The following is a 22,003-nucleotide window of genomic DNA, read 5'->3' on the forward strand; positions in this document are numbered from 1 at the left end:
ATTGGTCAGTGGTCACTTGTACTGAGTTTCGACTGCGCTCAACTACCGCGTAGTCGTTGGCGTAGCCTCTCGTAGAGAAGTATTAGTCATTGGTCATTAGTAAAGGACAAATGACTAATGACAAAGGACAAATAACAACTGACCAATGATAACTTTACACCTGAGATTGCTCTTCTTGTTCTATTTCAGCTTGAATTCGTGCTAGCTCTTCTGGAGTAAGCTCATCTAACCGCTTTTGCAGAAAGTCTTGCTCATATTGTTCCCGTTGTTGGTGGTAGGTCATTTTTTGTCCCACCGCACGGAAAAAATAGGTCGCTAACCAGCCAATTAACCCACTGACTAGTAAGACTTGGCTCCATATACCAGCTTTCTGAGTGTCCAAACCGACTAGCTGCAATATTACATAAGCCAAGCCGCCGGCAATAAAAACACCTAAGCCAATTCCAATAGCGTCAATCCGTCGCATGAGAGTTATGACCTACCAATTCTCGTTAAACTTGAACTTGTCGCCGTTGGGGTCGGAAATTTGCAAACGGCGATAGAACCAACAGACCTGGAAAAAAGAAAAACACCAAAAAGTACATCAACAAACGCTCGATGGAGCTAGCTACATACCAACGCTGCTTCAGGTAGAACAATACAGCAATGGGGATTACCAGAAGGTAAGCTCCAGCCAAAATCAGATATAGCAGGGCGACAATCATAACTTTTTTGGTCTAAGCATCTGTTTTCCATCATAGGCTGAACAGCCAAACTGAGGGAAGTATAATCATGCTGCTTTTAATATCACTACGCAATAATTCCTTTTTTTATCCAGATTGATTGATAAAAGCTAATTTTATGCTATTATCGTAAATCTACTAGCAAACAGATGCTTTAGTCACACAAGATGAAAAACTCATCTAGGTTAATTACGAATAAAACTTCCGATTTGGGAAGCGATCGCACAATCTAGAAAAAATATTTTCAATCTAGTTGGACAAAAGACACAATTGATGGTGGAATAGATAAGGCGGTATTTGCTGCCTCCAAAAATAACTAGGTTTACACTAGTTAATTACCAAACACCTGCGGGGGTGTGGCGGAATGGTAGACGCTACGGACTTAGATAACTGAGCCTTGAAGGAGAAATCCCTCAAGTGGAAGCTCTCAAACTCAGGGAAACCTAAATCTGGTGACAGACATGGCAATCCTGAGCCAAGCCCGAAAATTTTAGATTTGCGATTTTAGATTTGGGATTAGTTTTCAATCCAAAATCCAAAACCCAAAATTGAGGGAAGGTGCAGAGACCCGACGGGAGCTACCCTAACGTGAAGTCGAGGGTAAAGGGAGAGTCCAATTCTCAAAACCTGATTTGGCTATTGCCATCAGGTAGCAGTGAAAACTGCGGGAGGATGAAAATCCGTTGACCGTAAAAGGTCGTGTGGGTTCAAGTCCCTCCACCCCCACTAAAAATTGAAAATGCCAAAAATCTTTTATGTGACTTTAGCAATAACTTTGCCGCAACGGTAAACTTATGTTTCCAATAAAGGGTGGCAAGGTTATGGTTCCAAATAAATTTCTCTTCGCGTTGCCCTTAAAGCAGCGCGAACTTTTTTGTCGGGAAAACATCCTGGTTTAACCAATAGCCTTGAAATAGCTACCTCACTAGGATAAATACCTTCAGTGTGAACTTGCCTAACAGCTTGTTTTACTTGGATTTTTTGAATGGCTATTTCTAGGGTTAGCCTATTGGGCAATAGGTAGAAGGGAATGGGTAATGGGAATGCTTTTATTCTATTCCCCATTCCCTGGTTCAAGGGTTAAACCGCGATAGACTTGTTCAATGGGGAAATTGAGGTTAATGCTTTTAAGTTCGATTGTGTCGCCTGCTTTGTAGTTGATAATCAACCAGTCGCCTGCATCGTTTTTGTGATAAAGGTCGATTTCGATGCTGGTGGAACTGACTAGTAGGTAATCGATTAAGGCTGGGTTTTGGCGGTACATTCGGAATTTGCTACCTCTGTCGTAGGCTTCGGTGCTGGCGGAAAGGACTTCGACAATGAGGCAGGGGTAGGTAATATATTGGCTTGTGGTTTTATCGCGATCGTCGCAGGTAACGGTGGCATCTGGGTAGGTATAGTTATTACTGCCAAAGATATTGACTTTGACATCAGAATTTCCGGTGATGCAACTTGTATTTTCTAAGTGGCTGTCGAACATGGCGGTGAAGCGGATGGCGATACGACCGTGATTGACGCTGCCGCCAGTCATGGCGCAAACTTCGCCGTTGATATACTCGTGCTTTTCCAGTTGGGTTGCTTCCCAGGCAAAGTACTCGTCTGGGGTGAGGTGGGGAGCATTGCCTTTGGCTGCGATCATTGTGGGGAAACTCCTGGATTGGATGACTCGCACACTTTCATATAGAAAAATCCCTGTTGCACTTTATTTTTCACAAATAGATTTATCCGTAATGCCCTACTCTTCGTCTAACAATGCTTGTTCATCAAGGAAGGTTTGTAGCCGGATCTCATAATCTTCATAGTAAAGTTCATATAATGCTTGGCTGTAAAGTAGTTTGCCGTCCAAGGGATACTCTTCTAATTATTGAGACTAAGTAATTTCACTGGGGGTTTTGATGAAGTATTCAACAATTTGGATTTAATACTTTATTTATGGTCGGATTTTATCAAATTTGTGTAAAAAGATCACTTAATTTCAGAAGAATAGATTGATGCTAGTGTTCACCAAGGTTAAGCTGGTAATAATATGAACAGGAAGCCTTTTTGTCCTGATAACTGGAATGAACACTAATAGTTTATCAATTAGTCAGGAAAATCCCCATAGTGTTACATCTAACTCTAGACAGATAAATGTGCAAATTGCACAAGAAGAGGTTTATAGCTTCTTCGTGGAAATTGTCAAAAAACTGTCACCAGATGATGTTTTGCGAGAATTCAAAGGTTTATTTATAGACGGTCTTGATTCAGAAGAGTCAGATTATATTCCTGGGATATATAGTATTTTTTTAGATGATAATGAGCAAGAACTATGTAATACACTCAAGCGGTGTTGCTACATTATAGTTAATAATTGGAAGACTAATCGAAAAGATAAATATATCCAAGAATTAGTTAATTTATTTATTGATGAAAATCTCAAGGTCAAAGACAATAACGATCCAGTAGTAAAGATTTGCAAGACTTGGCTAGAGAATTTTGCCAACAGCAAGGACTACCAAGAATTGAAATTATTTGCTGCTAAATATGATGAATCATCTAAAGGTCATTGGGCTAATCGCTATAGTTCTTATTTATTAATCGATCAATCTGTTAATAAAAATAATCCCATAGAACAACAAGAGGCTGCTAGAAAGCTTTCTAAACAGATAAAAGAAAAATTTAAGTTTGAACTGGCAATGTATATTGCTCGTTCTCAATCTACAGTTTCAAGCACAGCACGCTATAAAAATCCTAGTGTTTTGGGAGACCAGGCTCTACGTTTAATCAAAGCAATTGTTTTAAAAAGAGGGGTTTTTAGTCATGAGAATATTGCTCATATATTTATCAAACAGACTCAAAATCAAACTCTAGAACAATTTAAAATTAATCTCGAAAAATATCTATTTATTTCTGTAGGCAAGCAAGAATCAGTTGAGGCTTGGAAGCAGCAGTTTATAGATGTTTTGTCATCATGGAAGAAGGATTGTAATCAAGAATTAATCACCAAAGAATTGTTTTTGAGAACCTGTAATCGAGTCATCGATTACTTGACAATAGAAAACGGCAAGGAACCTTCATCATTATTTATATTATTAATTAGTCAAGGTCATGCTCTAACATTGGTAATTATATTTTTAAAAATAATTCTAATTTGTAATAATTCCCGTCGTCATTTAGAAACTCGGATTGCTCATCTGATTCGTTTTTACGAAAACTATCCTGAAGATGAATGTAAAGGTGTAATAAATTTTATGGAGATTTTTAATATCACGTTTGCAATTTATGCAGAAAACGTAGAATATAACTTGATTAAGATGGAAGAAGAACAAAGCAGTAATCCGCAGTTGAATCTGGATGGTTATCGTGTGTTTTCACAGATGAAAGTAGATAGACCCAGATGAGTTTTGCCTAATTTATTATTTAGGAAGGCGTTCGTCTAAGTAAGCGAGGGTAGCGCCCGCAGTTTCAGCTAAAATACTAATGAGGCGATATAGAGCGATCGCACTGAATACTAGGGACGCTGGAAAGTGATGTTGCAAAAGTTGATATGCAGTCACCTCAAACACACCTAACCCACCAGGCGCACCCGGAATCACAAAACCTAACAGCCAAGCGCAACTAAAAGCCCCTAACAATAAAGGAATTTGATTTACGTTCAACGAACCTAGGGCGGACATAGTTAATATAAACCCAGTGGCGCGTAGTCCCATAAAGCCCAACTCTCCTAATAAAGGGCGTAAGGGGTAGCTTTTGAGACTGAAGGGAACAGTTGGTTGAGTTGTAGCAGCAGACTTTGTTGCTTTTAATCTGTATAAAAAGCGAATAACTGGGTTTAAAAACCGGGGATGAATTGTACAAAGAACTACGGCTAAACTCAATAATTGTAGTATTTGGATAACTAGGCTAGTATTAGCCGCCGCAAATTGGCTACCGCATAAGACAATGATGATTAAAGCAGCAGCTAGCATGAGTAGGGGTTCTAGCAAAACGCTTAAAGTGGCTGCACCAGCAGAAATATTGGCATTTTTGGCGGCGACAATTCGCCCATAGTGATGCCAGATATTACCTGGTAAATACTTAGCAATGTTCGTTTTTAGGTAAACTTGGATAAATTGGGGAGATGATACAGGTTGATTTAACTCTTGCAAAATCCAGGTCCAAATCCAGCCTGCCCAAGTATGCGCTAGTAAAGTTACGCCTGTAGCGATCGCTATAATTGCCCATCCTACCCCATCAATGCGGATAGCAGTCACTCCAATCCAATTATCTTTCAAGGCTTTGGCTAAAAAAAACAGCGTTCCGCCCAAAATTATCCAGCGTAAAAATTGCTTCATGAATTTAGTAATTTAACGGTTGAGCAACAAGGGGCCAATGCCTCTACGATTGCAGTACATCAGCTACCTATTCAAAGCTTTTGAAGTATAAAACAGCTTGATATAGTGCTTTTTACGAAAACTATATTACTTTATTTTATATCTCTCTAGAGTTAGATAAAAATATTATTCATGTACTAATTAAAATGTAGCCTGCGCTAGAGGTAAAGAGCCTTTTATTATTCATATCCTTGATAGAGGTTATCGAAACTGAGCGAACCAAAACAAGCACAATAACTTGCTGACCAATTCAATGATTCAGCAAACACTTAACTTATTAATATTTTGGTAAGGAGGGCTACGTGAACGCTGTGAGAGTATTCTTGAAACAAATAAGATTGCGCCAGATATTAACTATCTTTTTAGCTGGACTATTGTTGATAGTTAGCACTGCTTGTAGTGGGGCAAATGCTCAAGGTGCAAATCCACAAAACCCTGCTGTGCAAGCCGGTGGAGCAAACAATCCTTATAAAAATGGTGGAGACAAGTATGGCAACTACAGAATGTCTACCGATCCGAAAATAGCCAACCCAAAAGCCAGTCAGGGAAGCGACCAAGCTAGCTTACAACCAAGTTTGGAATTTTTGATTGCTACAGCAGATAGAGAATCTAAGATACTTTATCCTGGTGCTGAGACACCAGCAGGTCGAATCAATAAAGAAGCAGAGTTGCCACTCATCACAGATAAAGACTTCCGCCAGCCTGAACCCGGTGGTTTGATTCAGAATGAACCAAATGTTGGAGATCGGGTTCAAGATCGGCTTGAGACTGTAAAAGAGACTGTTGAAGAAGCTTCCGGCTTTTTGAAAAATAAGGCAGATGAAGCAAGTCGCAGACCTGAATTACAAAGAAATCCAGCAGTAGGCAGATAGAATCCTTATTTTGTCTGAATCCTTGGAATGCAAAATTCATTCCAAATGCCATCTTGGTTAAAGTTTAACTTAGTCACAAAAATGCAAGGAGTTTAGCACTATGAAAAAAGCAATGAATTGGCTGAAAAGCATTCGTCCCTTGAAAGTTTTAACTGTTTTTTTGGCAGGGATATTCTTATTTCTGACACAAGCTTGTGGTGCCCCAGGAATAGCAACGCAGCCACCACAACCTGGCGCTCAAGCACCTAATACTGAACGATACGATCCAACAAAAGATTATCCTCTATCTTCTCCCTCTGGTGGGATGAATAACTTTAGTGATGTAGATCCCAGAGCGAGAGATGAAAAGGCAGCTAATGACAGAGCTGATGCACTGGTGAAAAATGCTCAAAGAAATATTGACCAGAAGTCAGTTGACAGCCCAAGGCAATATGGTGAAAATTACAAACAAGGTACACCCCTTGGTGAAAGAGTGAAGAACTTGGGTGAAGATATCGGCAGTTCAGCTGAAGAAGTTCGCAAAGGTGTTGTTAAGGGGACTCAGCGAGGAATTGAAAATATCAAGGGAAATACCCAGAATGCAGCCGAAGATGTGACAACAAATGTTCAGCGTGGGGCTGAGGATGCTGGTAGAAATATTCGGCGTACAGCTGACGATGCAGGAAATGCAGTCAAGAGAGCGGTTGATTGAAATTAGTCATTTAATTCTTGTAAAAATTTGAAAGCGCCCACAGACTTCTAGTCTAGTGCTACTAAAACAAAGCCTGCATAGACAGGCTTTGTTTTGGTTTGAGGTGGGGTTTAATTCCCTTAAACTTTATTAATAGATATCTCTAGAAATTAAATATGCGTTATCCAAAACCCTTGTAGAGACGTAGCATTGCTATGTCTCTACATTATTTTTAATATCTCTAATGAGTCTTTTAGCTCCGTTAACGAGTATTTGAACTCCGTTAATGAGTCTTTTAGCTCCGTTAATGAGTGTTTGAACTCCATTAACGAGTATTTGAACTCCGTTAATGAGTCTTTTAGCTCCGTTAATGAGTGTTTGAACTCCATTAATGAGTCTTTTAGCTCCGTTAATGAGTGTTTGAACTCCATTAATGAGTGTTTGAACTCCATTAATGAGTGTTTGAACTCCATTAATGAGTGTTTGAACTCCATTAATGAGTGTTTGAACTCCGTTAATGAGTCTTTTAGCTCCGTTAATGAGTATTTGAACTCCGTCGTCGAGTATTTTAGCTCCGTGAACGAGTATTTGAACTCCGTGAGCGATTTTTTTGTGCTGTCGGTAATTACCTGCAACTGCGCTGTAGTAGAGTGTAACTAATTGATAGCGCTGTGAATAAAATCCTAATTTGTTCAGCTAATCTTCAAAATAGGGAAAAAATGCCCTTGGATGACAAAGCACAGAATTACCCAACTTCTGTACAAAATTGACTCGCAATTAGATAAGCTTTTCTACTCAAAAAGCTGAAGGAAGACAAGGTTAATAGTAATGTTAAACTCACAGGCTAAACGCATCTTCATCAGCTACAAGCGTAATGCTAGCCCCGATGAACCAGTAGCGCTCCAAGTCTTCCAAGCACTATCGCAGCAGCACAAAGTCTTCATCGACCAAACCATGTCTGTTGGTACACGCTGGGCTGAATGTATTGAAGCAGAAATCCGCCAAGCTGATTTTTTAATTACTTTCCTTTCTGCTTTGTCAACTAGCAGCGAGATGGTGGTGGCAGAAATAGAGACAGCACACCACTTGGCAAAATCACAGTCAGGACGACCGATAATTCTCCCGGTGCGTCTGGCGTATCAAGAACCGTTCCTGTATCCCTTGAGTGCTTACTTAAATGGGATTAATTGGGCGTTCTGGAAAGATGCAGAAGATACGCCGCGCCTGATTGCAGAGTTGTTGCAAGCTGTCTCTGGCGGTGCATTGGCTATCAGTGAGGAAAAATCGAAAGCAGACTTACTCCAGATAAGTCAGCCCTCACTTCTACCCCATCCCTTTCCTTCAGCACAGCCAGTCTCCCTGGAAATGCCGGAAGGGACAATGGAATCGCAATCCGCTTTTTACGTGGAACGCTCATCTGATGCACTTACTTTAGAAACTATTGAGCGGCAGGGTGTGACAATTACAATTAAAGGCCCCCGGCAAATGGGCAAAAGTTCCCTGTTAATCCGCACAATTAATACTGCTGTGAATGCAGGGAAGCGGGTTGCTTTGCTGGATTTCCAATTGTTTGATAAAGCCGCCTTAACTAATGCTGACCTTTTCTTTCGCCAGTTCTGTACTTGGTTAACCGATGAACTGGAAATGACTGACAAAGTTGATGAGTATTGGAATATGCCTTTGGGCAATAGTCAGCGTTGTACTCGCTATGTTGGCCGCTATTTGCTGAAGGAGTTTGGCAACCCCATTGTCTTAGCAATGGATGAAGTGGAAAGGGTCTTTGATACTGATTTTCGCTCTGATTTCTTTGGTATGCTGCGAAGCTGGCACAATAGCCGCGCCACTAATCCCATCTGGAAGCAACTGGATTTAGCGCTGGTTACTTCCACCGAACCCTACCAGCTAATTGATAATCTCAACCAATCCCCCTTTAATGTTGGGCTAGTAATTGATTTAGAAGATTTTACAGCAGCACAGGTTGCTGATTTAAACCGCCGTCATGGTTCACCTTTCAACGCCAGCGAAGAAAAGCAATTAATAGCGTTGCTGGGTGGACATCCTTATTTAGTAAGGCTTGCACTTTACTCAGTTGCTAGCGATCGCTTCTATCCTACCGAATTATTTGCCAATGCGATCGCAGATAATGGCCCCTTTGGCAATCATTTACGTAACCATCTGTTTCGGTTGCATAACAAACAGGAGTTGGTTCACGGTATGTTCCAAATAATTCGCCAGAATACCTGTGAAGATGAACGCATCTTTTTCCGCTTGCGGGGTGCAGGTTTAGTGCGCCGGGAAGGGCGTGTAGTGTTTCCTCGTTGTCAACTTTACACCGATTATTTCCGGGAGCATCTTCGTGGTTAATCCAAACATTTACACTGTTGGAGGAACTGTACAAGCTGGCGGTGGGATTTACATTCCCCGTCAAGCTGATGAAGAATTGCTCAGTTTGTGTGAGTCGGCAACTTTCGCTTATGTTCTCACGCCGCGCCAAATGGGTAAATCTAGCCTGATGGTACGCACGGCGCAAACACTAACAGATGAAGGAATTCGCTCGGTAATTGTTGACCTTCAGGAATTGGGGGCAAGTGTCACAGCCGAACAGTGGTATTTTGGCTTTTTGGTGAAGCTAGATGACCAACTCATGTTTGATACAGATGTGGTGAGTTGGTGGCAACAACACGAGCATCTGGGAGTATCGCAACGGCTGACACAGTTTTTTGAGAAGGTTTTGCTGGCTGAAGTTGAAGGGCAAGTGGTGATTTTTGTCGATGAAATTGACTCTACCCTCAGCCTGGATTTTACCGATGATTTTTTTATCGCCATTCGTTATCTCTATGTTGCCCGTGCGACTAATGCTGAATTTGGGCGGCTTTCTTTTGTGTTAATGGGGGTAGCGACTCCGGGCGATTTAATCAGCGATGCCAAGCGCACACCGTTTAATATTGGACAGCGTGTAGATTTAACTGATTTTACCTTACAGGAAGCTTTACCCCTGGCTGATGGTTTGGCATTACCCAGCAATGAAGCCAACCAGATATTACGCCAGGTGTTGAACTGGACAGGCGGACACCCATATTTAACCCAGCGTCTTTGTGGTGCATTGTTAACAAAGAATCCAGAATTTGTAGAGACGCGATTCATCGCGTCTGATGTAGACAGAATAGTTAGCAGCACATTTTTTGGCGCAATGAGCGAGCAAGACAATAACCTGCAATTTGTGCGGGATATGCTGACTAAACGCTCACCAGACCCGGAGGTTTTGACTATTTACCGCGAGATTCGCTGGGGTAAGCGGGCGGTTGCGGATGAGGAGCAGTCTTTAGCTAAATCTCATTTGAAGCTATCGGGGGTGGTGCGGCGGGAGAATAATGTTTTGCGGGTGCGGAATGAAATCTATCGGCAAGTGTTTGATTACAAGTGGATTAATAAACATTTGCCGTTTAACTTGCGGGATAGATGGGAACAGCTTAAACCTGCACTGCCTTATGTAGGGGTGCTGGTAGTGTTTTCGGGTTTAATGACGGGAGTGGCTGTGTATGCTAACCAACAACGTCTAATTGCTCAAAATGCCTTTAAAGAGGTAAAAAAACGGCAAGTCACTTTAGAGATCCTTATCGAAAGCCTCAACTCACAAAAGCTGATGGCATCAAATTCAGAACTCGATGCTTTAGTAGCAGGCTTGAAGGTAGGAAAATTGCTCAAAAAATCGGATAAGAATGTAGAATCAAATAGCCGCATTTTGGCAGTAGCCACACTCCAGCAGGTAATTTCTGGAGTTAAGGAACGTAGCCTACTACAACATAGCAGTTCGGTTAATAGCGTAGCATTTAGCTCCGACGGTCAAATTATTGCCTCTGCCAGTGATGACCACATAGTGAAGTTGTGGAATCGCAACGGGCAACTATTACAAACTCTCCAAGGTGATCGCAATTCGGTTAGGGGCGTAGCATTTAGCTCCGACGGTCAAATTATTGCCTCTGCCAGTGATGACCACACAGTGAAGTTGTGGAATCGCAACGGGCAACTGTTACAAACTCTCAAAGATCATCACAGTTCGGTTAGGGGCGTAGCATTTAGCCCCGACGGTCAAATTATTGCCTCTGCCAGTGATGACTACACAGTGAAGTTGTGGAATCGCAACGGGCAACTGTTACAAACTCTCAAAGGTCATAGCGATTCGATTAATAGCGTGGCATTTAGTCCTGACGGTCAAACCATTGCCTCTGCCAGTCGTGACAAGACGGTGAAGCTGTGGAATCGTAATGGGCAACTGTTACAAACTCTCCCAGGTCATAGCGATTGGGTTTGGGGCGTAGCATTTAGCTCCGACGGTCAAACTATTGCCTCTGCCAGTCGTGACAAAACGGTGAAGCTTTGGAATCGCAACGGGCAACTGTTACAAACTCTCCCAGCTCATAGCGATTCGATTAATAGCGTAGCATTTAGCTCCGACGGTCAAACTATTGCCTCTGCCAGTCGTGACAAAACGGTGAAGCTCTGGAATCGCAACGGGCAACTGTTACAAACTCTCAAAGGTCATAGCGATTCGATTAATAGCGTGGCATTTAGCCCCGACGGTCAAAACATTGCCTCTGCAAGTGATGACAACACGGTGAAGCTCTGGAATTACAACGAGCAACTGTTACAAACTCTCAAAGGTCATAGCGATTCGATTAATAGCGTGGCATTTAGCCCCGATGGTCAAACCATTGCCTCTGTCAGTCGTGACAAAACGGTGAAGCTCTGGAATCGCAACGGGCAACTGTTACAAACTCTCAAAGGTCATAGCGATTCGATTAATAGCGTGGCATTTAGCCCCGATGGTCAAACCATTGCCTCTGCTAGTTCAGACAAGACGGTGAAGCTGTGGAATCGTAACGGGCAACTGTTACAAACTCTCAAAGGTCATAGCGATTGGGTTTGGGGCGTGGCATTTAGACCCGATGGTCAAACCATTGCCTCTGTCAGTCGTGACAAAACGGTGAAGCTGTGGAATCGCAACGGGCAACTGTTACAAACTCTCAAAGGTCATAGCGATTGGGTTTGGGGCGTGGCATTTAGCCCCGACGGTCAAACCATTGCCTCTGCTAGTTCAGACAAGACGGTGAAGCTGTGGAATCGCAACGGGCAACTGTTACAAACTCTCAAAGGTCATAGCGATTGGGTTTGGGGCGTGGCATTTAGCCCCGACGGTCAAACCATTGCCTCTGCTAGTTATGACAAGACAGTGAAGCTGTGGAATCTTAACGGGCAACTATTACAAACTCTCAAAGGTCATAGCGATTCGATTAATAGCGTGGCATTTAGCCCCGACGGTCAAACCATTGCCTCTGCTAGTTATGACAAGACGGTGAAGCTGTGGAATCGTAACGGGCAACTATTACAAACTCTCCAAGGTCATAGCAATTCGGTTTTAGGCGTGGTATTTAGCCCCGACGGTCAAACCATTGCCTCTGCCAGTGATGACAAGACGGTGAAGCTGTGGAATCGTAACGGGCAACTATTACAAACTCTCCAAGGTCATAGCGATTGGGTTAGGGGCGTGGCATTTAGCCCCGACGGTCAAACCATTGCCTCTGCTAGTGATGACAACACGGTGAAGCTGTGGAATTTAAATTTGGATGTGGATGATTTAATGGTTAAGGGTTGTACTTGGGCGCGCGATTATTTGCAAAACAACCCCAATGTGAATGAGAAGGATAAGCATTTATGTGATGATATTGGCACAGGCAGGTGAAAGACCTCTCCCAGCCTTGAACTAAAGTTCAAGGCTGGGAGAGGTCTTTGATTAGCTACGCAAAGAGATTTCTGTAATGACAGCCCCAATTTAGAATAAAGTGATCGCCCCTATAATTTCAGATAATGGTGCGTCACCGACTAGACTGTCGTAGCGATCGCTCTTGCTGTAATTTAAGAAAGTGCGATCGCTATTGCTGTAATCTGAAGAAGTGCGATCGCTCTTGCATCATTAACCTTAATTTTGCGCTAACCAAGCTTCTAAATCGGTTAAACCGGAAAAATCAAGTAAAGCCTCTGCTAAATCATCCAACTGTGTTGAGTCTAAAGCTTGAATTTTCAATAACTGTGCAGGTGGAACAGTTCCGACCTTACGGCGAAGTTGTCGTATAATAATCGATAAAGCTTTTTCTTGCTGGATATCCTGATAAATTACAGACTCGCGCATAGCATCACTCCGTAATAAATTTTTAATCAGTTCCTTGTTTAATACTAGCCCAGCCAATATTGCGGTTGACGCAGCAATATTACTTTGTATCCGGGTATCGTTTATTTGCTCAATGGCTTCAGCAACCTGTTGTAATGTTCGCGTTTTATCATCAGTTTGACTGAGGGTTGCGAACGGTAACAAACCAGGAGTATTTAAAAATATGTCGCTGGGTTGCTCCCAAAGACGAATAACTCCAAATTCATGACGGGTATTTTCTAAAATAAAAGCTGTTTGTTGGACTAATTCGGATGTAGTGGGTTGCAAGTAAATGACGACTTGATGCATCCGCTTTCGGGGAAATCTACGATACACCCTTAACCGATAATCAGTCATCCGAAAGGGAATTTCGGCTTTCGCTTCGGTTTGGAATTCGATATGTAGAACAATTTCATCTGACTGTAACAGAATTAACGCATCTGCTCGAATCGGTTCGAGGGATAATTCTGATGGACTTAGTTGGGTGAGTGCGATGGATTCGCCGAGTAACCAAGTGGCGAAATCTGCTGAAAATGACTCTGCTAAAAAGCGACAGACGTTATCAAACATAGACAGGTATTATATCAGCGAGGTTTTGTCTGTCACAAAGAGATTTTAGTAATGAGCCATGTCTACGACGGGCTACGCCTACAACCGAACTTAGGATAAAGCGATCGCCTGTATGATTTTATGATAATGGTGCGTCACCTAACAGCCTGTCGTAGACATGGCTCTTGCTCTAATCTAAATACAGCATTTCATTAATTCATAGTGAATTAAATTTTGCAATCCTCTGCAATGCCAATGCGTCGGTTTACAATGCCAATGCATTCCCCTGCATTAAAAACGCTACGCCTTTACGCAAAACTGTAATAAGAAACTGCGTAGGCATAGACATCGCTAATTCACTACGAATATTACAAATACTTCTGCAACAATAACCCTAACTTTTCCTTCGTCGCGGCTGGTGCTTTATCCAACTGAGTCAAAATCGCATACTGCAACGCCGAATGCGCCTCACTAGTTGGCGGATTTTCACTCAAGCGCCGCACCGTTTCTTGAATCACCTTTTGAGCATTCACAGCATTCCGCAGCAAATTGCCAATCACCATCTCCACCGTCACACTGTCATGGTCTGGATGCCAACAATCATAATCTGTCACCAACGCTAAAGTTGAGTATGCAATTTCCGCTTCCCTTGCCAACTTCGCCTCTGGTAAATTCGTCATCCCAATGATTGTTGCATCCCAACTGCGGTAAAGATTCGATTCTGCCTTAGTGGAAAAAGCTGGCCCTTCCATGCACACATAAGTGCCGCCGCGATGGAGAGTAACTTCTGGTAAATTGAGGGATGCGATCGCATCTGCCAACACAGTAGCCAAGTTCTTACAAATCGGATCGCCAAAGGCAATGTGAGCCACAATTCCCTCACCGAAAAACGTTGAAAGCCGATTTTTCGTTCTGTCAATAAACTGATCTGGCACCACCATATCCAGTGGTTTCGCCTCTGCCTTCAAGGAACCCACAGCACTAGCTGAAATTAAATACTTCACACCCAATTGCTTCATCGCATAGATATTAGCGCGAAACGGTAACTCAGAGGGTAACAGCGTGTGATTGCGGCCATGACGCGCCAAGAAAGCTACCCGTGTACCATCCAATGTTCCCAGAATCAAAGCATCAGATGGTGAACCAAAAGGAGTTTGGATATGCACTTCTTCGACATCTTTGAGCGCATCCATTTTGTACAGACCACTGCCACCAATAATCCCAATACTAGCTTGTGCCATGATTCTGAACCTGTTCCTTGCTGATCTGCTAAGTTATTTTACCGAAAAGGGGAGTAGCAGAGAAGCCAAGAAACAAAGCAATGTCTACAACGGGTGGTTCCTGAGCGCAGCCTCTCATAGAGAAGGGCTACGCTTACGGATTTCGTGCTGCTAACAATATTGAATTGTTTGCGTGCAGATAAAAGCGATCGCTCAGTTATTTGAGCGTTAATTATTAAATCCTTAAAATCAAATCTCCGATAGTTTTTGCAGATTAACGGTTATGATTTGTACTGAAATTAATCGTTATTATAATCTGTAATCAATACTTAATGTATACAAATATTAAGTAGATGCACTCCTGAGCAGCGAAACAAACCAAGCGTTATACTTTTGGGAAAAGGCTTATTTTAACCCCTGCTTTTAACATTTTCATAAATCAATGACTCTCAATTTTCGCTTTGCGGTAGTCAGCGACTTACACCTGGCACTTCCTCACACAATCTGGGATCATCCTAGCCGTTTTCATCTGGTAGAAGTCAGTATATCGGCGTTTCAAAGTGTACTGGAACATTTAATACAACTCGATTTAGATTTCTTATTGTTGCCAGGAGATTTAACCCAGCACGGCGAACCAGAGAACCACGCCTGGTTACAAAAATGTTTAGCCCAGCTACCTTTTCCCGTCTATGTTGTTCCTGGTAATCATGACGTTCCCGTGATGTTGGCCGATCAGCAATCAATTTCTTTTGCGGATTTTCCCTACTATTACACAAAGTTTGGCTATGAAGACCCGCAGCAAATGTACTACATTCGTCAGTTACTCCCTGGAGTTAAGCTGATTGGACTGAATTCTAACTTTTTTAATGACCAGGGTGAGCAAGTGGGGTGTTTGGATGCCAAACAGCTACGGTGGTTAGAAGAGGTACTGGCGGCATCTGTTGATGAATTAGTTTTGGTGATGGTGCATCATAATGTGGTGGAACATTTACCCAATCAAGCGAACCATCCACTAGCAAATCGCTATATGTTGTCCAATTCAGCAGAACTTTTACAGTTGCTGAGGCGCTATGGAGTCAAACTAGTATTTACGGGGCACTTGCACGTTCAGGATATTGCTTACTCAGATGGAGTATATGATATTACCACTGGTTCTTTAGTGAGCTATCCTCACCCTTATCGGGTGCTAGAGTTTCATCGGGATAACCAAGGTAAAGAATCGTTGCAAATTGTATCTCATCGGGTAGAGTCAGTGCCTGATTTCCCCGACTTGCAACAGTCATCGCGGCAATGGATGGGCGATCGCTCTTTTCCCTTTTTAGTCAAGCTACTAACTCATTCTCCATTAAACTTACCACTATCACAGGCGAAAAGATTAGCTCCTAGTTTGCGAGACTTCTGGGCAACTATCGCCGATGGAGATGCAGTATTAGACTATCCCCACTTTCCATTAGAAGTGCGTCGCTATATTGAGACTTATAATGCATCAGCACAGTCTAACCCAGGTATGGCCACTGGTGGAACTCTTACACTGATTGATAATAACAGCACACTTTTGCTGCGTTAGGAGTGATGAGTATCCGTGTGAAGTTAACTTTCTTGTCTGGGCTGAATGCTTGGTAGTCGAATAGCTGATTCTGCTGTATTTCTTTTAGATTGCGATGACCTCCGGTCGGTCGGAGACCATCGCCTCCGGCGGGCGGTTACGCCATCGCTCCTGCCATAATTCTCCTATCAAAAGTAACCAAGACGCGGGCTACTCCAAACTCTTGTACAGACGCGATTAATCGCGTCTCTAATTACCGATATCTTCATTCCAAAGTTCGGGATTCGTTGCAATAAACTCACTCATCATTTGTTCGCAATCGTCAAGATTAAGATCGATTACTTCTACACCGTGAGATACCATAAATTCTTTAGCACCAGGAAAAGTTTGGGATTCTCCGACGATGACTTTTTTAATACCAAATTGCACCACAGCCCCAGCGCACAGGTAACACGGCATTAAAGTTGAATAGAGTGTAGTACCTCTATAGCTGCCAACTCTCCCAGCATTGCGGAGACAATCGATTTCCGCGTGCGTAACAGGATCGCCATCTTGCACACGTTTATTGTGTCCTCTGCCGAGAATTTTGCCATCTTTGACGAGAACCGAACCAATAGGAATTCCACCTTCTTGTCTGCCTTGTTTTGCTTCTTGAATCGCAGCTTCCATAAACTCATCCATATTAATATCTCCTTTTATGTCAAAACAACTTGTATTAATGGATCACGATGGCGGTGTAGATGACTATCTGGCAACTATGCTGCTTTTGACGATGGATCATATCGAACTCCTTGGTGTTGTCGTCACTCCAGCAGATTGCTACATTCAACCGGCTGTTAGCGCCACACGTAAAATTCTCGATTTGATGGGATTTTCTCATATCTCAGTTGCAGAAAGTACTGTGCGCGGTATCAATCCATTTCCTACTCTCTATCGCCGTGATTCCTTTATCGTTGACCATCTCCCCATTCTCAATAAAAGCGAAACCATCACTACGCCTTTGGTTGCCGAAACAGGTCAAGATTTCATGATTAAGGTGTTGCGTGAGGCATCAGACCCCGTAATGTTGATGGTAACTGGGCCGTTGACCACCGTTGCAGTAGCTTTAGACAAAGCACCGGATATTGAAGCCAAGATTCACAAAATTGTTTGGATGGGAGGTGCTTTGAATGTCGGTGGCAATGTAGAAAAAAGTTTAGAACCTGGACAAGATGGTTCTGCCGAATGGAATGTTTATTGGGACGCGGTTTCAGCAGCGCGGGTGTGGCAAACGCAAATTGAAATTATTATGTGTCCTTTGGATTTAACTAATAATGTCCCAGTTACATCAGAATTAGTGCAAAAAATGGGGCGACAACGCCACTATCCCATCTCTGATTTAGCCGGACAATGTTATGCGCTAGTTATTCCCCAAGATTATTATTTTTGGGATGTGCTGGCCACTGCTTATTTGGGACACCCAGAATTTTATCAATTACGCGAATGGGAAACAGAAATTATCACTACTGGAGTCAGTCAGGGGAGGACTAAAGTAGTTTCTGGCGGTCGGAAAATTTATGCGATGGATAAAGTAGATAAAGACGCTTTTTATGATTATATTTTGCAACAATGGGCAAGATAAAAACCTAAAAAATTAGGTGGCGTGGATACTCAAACTTGTGCCTGCACAACAAAATTCTCAACTTGTGTGATTCGATCCCAATCAATGGCAGCAACCCACAACTTCTCCTCTTCGGAGAACTGCACCACTCCATCAACTTCCAAATCCTCGCTATATATCGTGAGTAACTGCCCATCTCGTAGCTCAATACTTTGATTCGCTAAGTCTTCGATTGTACCAATACAGTTCAAACGCAAACGCCCTTCAGCATCAGCATTATGAAAATCTGCAAAAACTCTAGGGTTAATCATTCTATGTGATCCAAACTATAACTGCTGCTTTGCTGGATTTGGAACAGTAGGTGTAAGGAGTTGACTAACTTGCTGCGGGTTTAAACCCCTTAATGTTGCATGATTAGCACTTCTACCGGATGTTCGGATTACATCACCACCTGCTTGGCGAACCTTGCCAACTGTTGTTACACCAATCTGACCATGAGGAATACTCGATGCCAACTCCGCTACTGACGATCCTACTGCACATTCCACAGAAATTCCTGTTATGCCACTGGGATGAGTACCTATTCCACGTCGAATATCCTCTGGACTATTACGCCCTCCCCGAACTACCAATGCTTCATCTGGAATTATTGTCACAAGTGTAGTGTTTTTGATTAAAGATTAGAATTTGATCGGTACTTCATGAATTGCATTGTATGCTACAAATTTAAAGAATCGTTAGGCTGTTATGCGTAACTATATTTGAAGGTTGTCTATACGATCAAATTCAGCAAGCACTAGCTAAAACAATAGAAATGGTTGAAGAAATTCCAAAAGTAGGAGACACAGGATTAGAATTAATCAGCTATCCAGAAGAAGCTATTCATGAAATTATAACAAATGCTTTATTACTAGGACTTATAAAAATCGTGCCAGGGAAATCGCGTATCGATGCAAAATGGTGCAAAGTTTAAACCTATCTCAAGCATTATTCTTGTTAAAGCCAAAAAAGCTATATTGATTATTGAGAAGTGATAAACTTTAAACCTAAGAAGAGAGCCGCAACAGTTCCTGCCACAGAAATTTCTCCTTGAATAATTTTATCTAAAACTGATTCTATAGGAATAAATACAATTTCAATCTCTTCTGTAATATCTAGTTGTTGCTCTCCAACTTTGCTCACATTATCTGCTAAAAATAAATGTATTTGATTGGTATCTTTACTCGGCTTATCGTATAGAGTTCCAATTTTTCTAAATTCTTGGGCAATATAACCAGTTTCTTCTGTAAATTCTCTAATTGCTGCTACTTCTGCACTCTCTTTTGTCGGGTCAAAATTTCCTGCTGGCAGTTCCAAGAAAAATTCCCCTACGGCGTGTCTGTATTGCTGGACAAAAATTATCTCTTTATTACTAGTAAGAGGTAAAACCATCGCAACGTCAGGCTTAATACTGACGAAATAATCATCTATAATTTTGCCATTGGGTAACTCTATTTCATCTTGCCTGACCCGACACCAAGGATGATCTAAAACCATTTTTGATTTTAAAATCTTCCATTTTTTTAAGTTATTCATAAATAAAAATAATATATAAAATATTTGCTCATCAAGCAATGAATGTAAAAAAGTATAACAGATACATCCGATAATCTAAATTTTGAACTTACACTTACTTTTGCAAATAACATAATATACAGAATTAGTATGCAAATAAATGTAAATTTATTTACTGTAAATAAAAGATTTCCGTTGACCATTAGTCGGGGTACAACGGCACAGACAACAAATGTATGGGTGAGGATTTCAGAAGATGGTATCGAAGGCTGGGGGGAAGCATCGCCATTTGGTGTGGGTAATCATCGGCAATCAACTGATGCAATCAAAAATGCTTTAGAGCAAGTTCTACCACTGTTGCAAACATTCAGCCCTTTACAACGGCAGGAAATTGAGCAAGTTTTAATACAAAACCAGGTTCCTTCTGCTGCAAGAGCTGCCTTGGATATGGCAATGCACGACTGGTTAGGTAAGCGCGTAGGATTACCTTTGTGGCAAATTTGGGGACTAGATCGCAATCAAATAGTACCAACTTCAGTCACAATTGGGATTAGTTCCCCTGAAGGTGCTAAAGCAAGAGCGCGAGACTGGTTACAATTTACCGATGTCCGCCTTTTTAAGGTGAAGTTAGGCAGTCCAGATGGTATAGATGCAGATAAAAAAATGCTATTGGCAGTGCGAGAAGAAGCACCGGAACCAGAGTTTTTCGTTGATGCCAACGGGGGTTGGAGTTTAGAAGATGCGATCGCAATGTGCAATTGGCTAGCTGAATTGGGTATAAAGTATGTAGAACAGCCATTGCCACAGGGTCAGGAAAAAAGTTTAGCAAAACTCAAAGAACACTCTCCCCTACCCATCTTTGTTGATGAAAGTTGCTTCACAAGCTCTGATATTCCCGATTTGGCAAATCACGTGGATGGTATTAATATCAAACTGATGAAATCAGGGGGACTAACAGAAGCGATGCGAATGGTACATACAGCACGAGCATATCGGTTGCAAGTAATGTTCGGTTGCTATTCTGATAGTTCCCTAGCTAATACAGCAGCATTACAGCTAGCACCACTAGCTGATTATTTAGATTTAGACAGTCACCTCAACTTAATCGATGATCCCTTCACGGGTGCATTGCTAAAAGAAGGTAGAGTTTTGCTAAACGATTTACCAGGTTTGGGGGTAAAACACAGTGCGTCTACCACTTAATCAACGAGTAGCTATCTTGCTACATGAGGGAACTACTGGGGCTCACGGCAAAACAGGACTCGCAATTTTACGTTACAGCGAAGCACCAATTGTAGCCGTCATTGATCGCGAATGTGCTGGCAAATCTCTGACAGAATTAACAGGTATCAAACGTGATGTACCGATTGTGGCATCGGTAGCCGCAGCCTTAGAGTACAAGCCAGAAGTTTTGGTAATAGGCATTGCTCCAAGTGGTGGTGCTATCCCAGATGATTATTGGCTAGAAATCAAAGATGCTCTAGAAGCTGGGATGTCCTTGGTGAACGGTTTGCATACACCAATGGCAAATATACCCGACTTAAATGCACTGCTCAAACCAGGGCAACTAATTTGGGATGTCCGCAAAGAGCCGCCTAATATAGGTGTTGCTAGTGGAATAGCACGCACGCTTCCGTGTCGGCGGGTGTTGACAGTGGGAACTGATATGGCGATCGGTAAAATGTCAACTAGTCTACAGTTACATTGGGCATCAAAACTGCGGGGTTGGCGTTCTAAATTTCTCGCCACAGGTCAAACTGGGATGATGTTAGAAGGAGATGGTGTGCCTTTAGATGCCGTGCGGGTAGACTTTGCTGCTGGCGCTGTGGAACAAGTAGTGATGCGCTACGGCAAAAACTATGACATCTTGCACATTGAAGGGCAAGGTTCACTGCTACACCCTGGTTCAACGGCAACCCTACCTCTGATTCGTGGTTCCCAACCAACTCAACTGGTGTTAGTCCATCGGGCGGGACAAGTTCATGTCCGCAATCATCCCCATGTAATAATTCCACCTTTACCAGAGGTAATTCGTCTTTATGAAACCGTTGCTAGTGCAGGTGGTGCTTTTGCAAGTGTGCCTGTAGTGGGTATAGCGCTTAACACAGCACATTTAGATGAATCTGCGGCTGAGGAAAGCATCGCTCAAATAACAGCAGAAACCGGGCTACCTTGCACCGATGTAGTCCGCTTTGATGCCAATGTGCTTTTGGATGCAGTGATGAAGAATTAGATGGTTAGAGAGACGCGATAAATCGCCGTCTTTACAATAGACATAGGAGTGAAAATGAATGTAGAGACGTTGCAATGCAACGTCTCTACAAGGGTTTCAGGTAACGCATAATTAATTTCTGGAGATGTCTAATAAGTAAGTCCTTTGTAGAGACGGTGATTTATCGCGTCTCTTGCCTTAACGGAACCGTATTGTCTTTACTCTTTCAGGACTTACGCCAAAAATAGCCCAAACCCTTATTTTCCGGTAGGGGTAAATCATGAATTGCACCTACCGCGTGTAGTTTTGCGTAAGTCCTATTTTTTATACAATTTTGTATTTTAGATTTTGCAATTTAAAAAATTGCTTAATATATGGCATTTTCGGTGGCTGGGGTAGCTTCACCTCAGTCCACTATGGCTGATAAGTTACTTTTATTAAAATAATTAGCCCTTTCTTGTCAAGTCCTCTTGACGTTTCGTTACAATTCTGTTAAATTTA

General features: G+C 42.2%; 21 protein-coding genes. 10 read left to right on the forward strand and 11 right to left on the reverse strand.

What is annotated here, in order from left to right:
* Positions 1-154: 154 nt before the first annotated feature.
* The 4 genes from IQ274_RS13910 to IQ274_RS13925 form a co-directional block, all read right to left on the reverse strand.
* Positions 155-466 (reverse strand): DUF3007 family protein, encoded by a 312-nt coding sequence (locus tag IQ274_RS13910; RefSeq protein WP_012412811.1) that lies wholly within the window; start codon positions 464-466, stop codon positions 155-157.
* A 25-nt stretch (positions 467-491) separates the two neighbouring features.
* Complete coding sequence (ndhL, locus tag IQ274_RS13915; protein WP_012412810.1) at positions 492-704, reverse strand: NAD(P)H-quinone oxidoreductase subunit L; 213 nt, start codon at positions 702-704, stop codon at positions 492-494.
* 837 nt (positions 705-1,541) lie between these two features.
* Entirely contained in the window at positions 1,542-1,787 is a 246-nt protein-coding gene (locus IQ274_RS13920) for a hypothetical protein (RefSeq protein WP_194142596.1), read from the reverse strand.
* A complete protein-coding gene (locus IQ274_RS13925) occupies positions 1,777-2,361 on the reverse strand; it encodes a Uma2 family endonuclease (RefSeq protein ID WP_194142597.1) in 585 nt (194 codons plus the stop codon). Before IQ274_RS13925 ends, IQ274_RS13920 begins: the two co-directional genes overlap by 11 nt.
* Positions 2,362-2,782: 421 nt before the next feature.
* On the opposite strand from IQ274_RS13925, the gene IQ274_RS13930 reads away from it, so the two are divergent.
* Complete coding sequence (locus IQ274_RS13930; protein ID WP_194142598.1) at positions 2,783-4,102, forward strand: hypothetical protein; 1,320 nt, start codon at positions 2,783-2,785, stop codon at positions 4,100-4,102.
* Positions 4,103-4,117: 15 nt separating this feature from the next.
* On the opposite strand, the gene IQ274_RS13935 is transcribed toward IQ274_RS13930, so the two are convergent.
* A complete protein-coding gene (locus IQ274_RS13935; protein WP_194142599.1) occupies positions 4,118-5,035 on the reverse strand; it encodes a lysylphosphatidylglycerol synthase domain-containing protein in 918 nt (305 codons plus the stop codon).
* 341 nt (positions 5,036-5,376) lie between these two features.
* On the opposite strand from IQ274_RS13935, the gene IQ274_RS13940 reads away from it, so the two are divergent.
* From IQ274_RS13940 to IQ274_RS37735, 4 genes are all read left to right on the forward strand, one after another.
* On the forward strand, positions 5,377-5,946 hold the full coding sequence (locus IQ274_RS13940; RefSeq protein WP_194142600.1) for a DUF6658 family protein: 570 nt from the start codon (positions 5,377-5,379) through the stop codon (positions 5,944-5,946).
* 100 nt (positions 5,947-6,046) lie between these two features.
* Complete coding sequence (locus IQ274_RS13945; protein WP_163932807.1) at positions 6,047-6,637, forward strand: hypothetical protein; 591 nt, start codon at positions 6,047-6,049, stop codon at positions 6,635-6,637.
* Positions 6,638-7,444: 807 nt separating this feature from the next.
* On the forward strand, positions 7,445-8,980 hold the full coding sequence (locus IQ274_RS13950) for an AAA-like domain-containing protein (RefSeq protein WP_194142601.1): 1,536 nt from the start codon (positions 7,445-7,447) through the stop codon (positions 8,978-8,980).
* Complete coding sequence (locus tag IQ274_RS37735; RefSeq protein ID WP_194142602.1) at positions 8,973-12,356, forward strand: AAA-like domain-containing protein; 3,384 nt, start codon at positions 8,973-8,975, stop codon at positions 12,354-12,356. Before IQ274_RS13950 ends, IQ274_RS37735 begins: the two co-directional genes overlap by 8 nt.
* A gap of 237 nt (positions 12,357-12,593) precedes the next feature.
* Here IQ274_RS37735 and IQ274_RS13960 read toward each other — a convergent pair whose 3' ends face one another.
* Complete coding sequence (locus IQ274_RS13960) at positions 12,594-13,391, reverse strand: Rpn family recombination-promoting nuclease/putative transposase (RefSeq protein ID WP_194142603.1); 798 nt, start codon at positions 13,389-13,391, stop codon at positions 12,594-12,596.
* 347 nt (positions 13,392-13,738) lie between these two features.
* Positions 13,739-14,611 carry an S-methyl-5'-thioadenosine phosphorylase gene (locus IQ274_RS13965; RefSeq protein ID WP_163932729.1) on the reverse strand — a complete coding sequence of 291 codons (873 nt, stop codon included), beginning with the start codon at positions 14,609-14,611 and terminating at the stop codon, positions 13,739-13,741.
* Between the two features lie 421 nt (positions 14,612-15,032).
* On the opposite strand from IQ274_RS13965, the gene IQ274_RS13970 reads away from it, so the two are divergent.
* The gene (locus IQ274_RS13970) at positions 15,033-16,157 is read left to right on the forward strand and encodes a metallophosphoesterase family protein (protein WP_194142604.1); all 1,125 of its coding nucleotides are present in this window, start codon (positions 15,033-15,035) and stop codon (positions 16,155-16,157) included.
* A 228-nt stretch (positions 16,158-16,385) separates the two neighbouring features.
* On the opposite strand, the gene IQ274_RS13975 is transcribed toward IQ274_RS13970, so the two are convergent.
* Positions 16,386-16,817 (reverse strand): nucleoside deaminase, encoded by a 432-nt coding sequence (locus IQ274_RS13975; protein ID WP_163932722.1) that lies wholly within the window; start codon positions 16,815-16,817, stop codon positions 16,386-16,388.
* A 16-nt stretch (positions 16,818-16,833) separates the two neighbouring features.
* Here IQ274_RS13975 and IQ274_RS13980 point away from each other — a divergent pair, with 16 nt between their 5' ends.
* Positions 16,834-17,757, forward strand: a complete 924-nt coding sequence (locus IQ274_RS13980; RefSeq protein ID WP_163932719.1) for a nucleoside hydrolase — start codon at positions 16,834-16,836, stop codon at positions 17,755-17,757.
* A gap of 29 nt (positions 17,758-17,786) precedes the next feature.
* Here IQ274_RS13980 and IQ274_RS13985 read toward each other — a convergent pair whose 3' ends face one another.
* Together IQ274_RS13985 and IQ274_RS13990 are read right to left on the reverse strand one after the other, a co-directional pair.
* On the reverse strand, positions 17,787-18,047 hold the full coding sequence (locus IQ274_RS13985) for a hypothetical protein (RefSeq protein WP_163932716.1): 261 nt from the start codon (positions 18,045-18,047) through the stop codon (positions 17,787-17,789).
* 15 nt (positions 18,048-18,062) lie between these two features.
* Positions 18,063-18,392 (reverse strand): flavoredoxin, encoded by a 330-nt coding sequence (locus tag IQ274_RS13990; protein ID WP_114080329.1) that lies wholly within the window; start codon positions 18,390-18,392, stop codon positions 18,063-18,065.
* A 158-nt stretch (positions 18,393-18,550) separates the two neighbouring features.
* On the opposite strand from IQ274_RS13990, the gene IQ274_RS13995 reads away from it, so the two are divergent.
* The gene (locus IQ274_RS13995; RefSeq protein ID WP_163932712.1) at positions 18,551-18,709 is read left to right on the forward strand and encodes a hypothetical protein; all 159 of its coding nucleotides are present in this window, start codon (positions 18,551-18,553) and stop codon (positions 18,707-18,709) included.
* A gap of 47 nt (positions 18,710-18,756) precedes the next feature.
* On the opposite strand, the gene IQ274_RS14000 is transcribed toward IQ274_RS13995, so the two are convergent.
* The gene (locus IQ274_RS14000) at positions 18,757-19,311 is read right to left on the reverse strand and encodes an NUDIX hydrolase (RefSeq protein ID WP_163932737.1); all 555 of its coding nucleotides are present in this window, start codon (positions 19,309-19,311) and stop codon (positions 18,757-18,759) included.
* Positions 19,312-19,440: 129 nt separating this feature from the next.
* Between IQ274_RS14000 and IQ274_RS14005 the strand changes: the two genes are divergently transcribed.
* Together IQ274_RS14005 and IQ274_RS14010 are read left to right on the forward strand one after the other, a co-directional pair.
* Entirely contained in the window at positions 19,441-20,493 is a 1,053-nt protein-coding gene (locus tag IQ274_RS14005; protein WP_163932710.1) for a dipeptide epimerase, read from the forward strand.
* Positions 20,477-21,523: a DUF1611 domain-containing protein gene (locus tag IQ274_RS14010; protein ID WP_163932707.1), complete on the forward strand. Its 1,047-nt coding sequence runs from the start codon at positions 20,477-20,479 to the stop codon at positions 21,521-21,523. Before IQ274_RS14005 ends, IQ274_RS14010 begins: the two co-directional genes overlap by 17 nt.
* Positions 21,524-22,003 lie beyond the last annotated feature (480 nt).

Source organism: Nostoc sp. LEGE 12447 (assembly GCF_015206985.1).
In the GTDB taxonomy this organism is placed as follows: domain Bacteria; phylum Cyanobacteriota; class Cyanobacteriia; order Cyanobacteriales; family Nostocaceae; genus Nostoc.

Coding starts and splice junctions, on each gene's coding strand:
- IQ274_RS13930 (WP_194142598.1), top strand. CDS start 2,783: ATGAACACTAATAGTTTATCAATTAGTCAGGAAAATCCCCATAGTGTT.
- IQ274_RS13995 (WP_163932712.1), top strand. CDS start 18,551: ATGGTTGAAGAAATTCCAAAAGTAGGAGACACAGGATTAGAATTAATC.
- IQ274_RS13950 (WP_194142601.1), top strand. CDS start 7,445: ATGTTAAACTCACAGGCTAAACGCATCTTCATCAGCTACAAGCGTAAT.
- IQ274_RS14000 (WP_163932737.1), bottom strand. CDS start 19,311: ATGAATAACTTAAAAAAATGGAAGATTTTAAAATCAAAAATGGTTTTA.
- IQ274_RS13910 (WP_012412811.1), bottom strand. CDS start 466: ATGCGACGGATTGACGCTATTGGAATTGGCTTAGGTGTTTTTATTGCC.
- IQ274_RS13920 (WP_194142596.1), bottom strand. CDS start 1,787: ATGGGGAATAGAATAAAAGCATTCCCATTACCCATTCCCTTCTACCTA.
- ndhL (WP_012412810.1), bottom strand. CDS start 704: ATGATTGTCGCCCTGCTATATCTGATTTTGGCTGGAGCTTACCTTCTG.
- IQ274_RS13935 (WP_194142599.1), bottom strand. CDS start 5,035: ATGAAGCAATTTTTACGCTGGATAATTTTGGGCGGAACGCTGTTTTTT.
- IQ274_RS13945 (WP_163932807.1), top strand. CDS start 6,047: ATGAAAAAAGCAATGAATTGGCTGAAAAGCATTCGTCCCTTGAAAGTT.
- IQ274_RS13960 (WP_194142603.1), bottom strand. CDS start 13,391: ATGTTTGATAACGTCTGTCGCTTTTTAGCAGAGTCATTTTCAGCAGAT.
- IQ274_RS13985 (WP_163932716.1), bottom strand. CDS start 18,047: ATGATTAACCCTAGAGTTTTTGCAGATTTTCATAATGCTGATGCTGAA.
- IQ274_RS13965 (WP_163932729.1), bottom strand. CDS start 14,611: ATGGCACAAGCTAGTATTGGGATTATTGGTGGCAGTGGTCTGTACAAA.
- IQ274_RS13975 (WP_163932722.1), bottom strand. CDS start 16,817: ATGGATGAGTTTATGGAAGCTGCGATTCAAGAAGCAAAACAAGGCAGA.
- IQ274_RS14005 (WP_163932710.1), top strand. CDS start 19,441: ATGCAAATAAATGTAAATTTATTTACTGTAAATAAAAGATTTCCGTTG.
- IQ274_RS13980 (WP_163932719.1), top strand. CDS start 16,834: ATGTCAAAACAACTTGTATTAATGGATCACGATGGCGGTGTAGATGAC.
- IQ274_RS13925 (WP_194142597.1), bottom strand. CDS start 2,361: ATGATCGCAGCCAAAGGCAATGCTCCCCACCTCACCCCAGACGAGTAC.
- IQ274_RS13970 (WP_194142604.1), top strand. CDS start 15,033: ATGACTCTCAATTTTCGCTTTGCGGTAGTCAGCGACTTACACCTGGCA.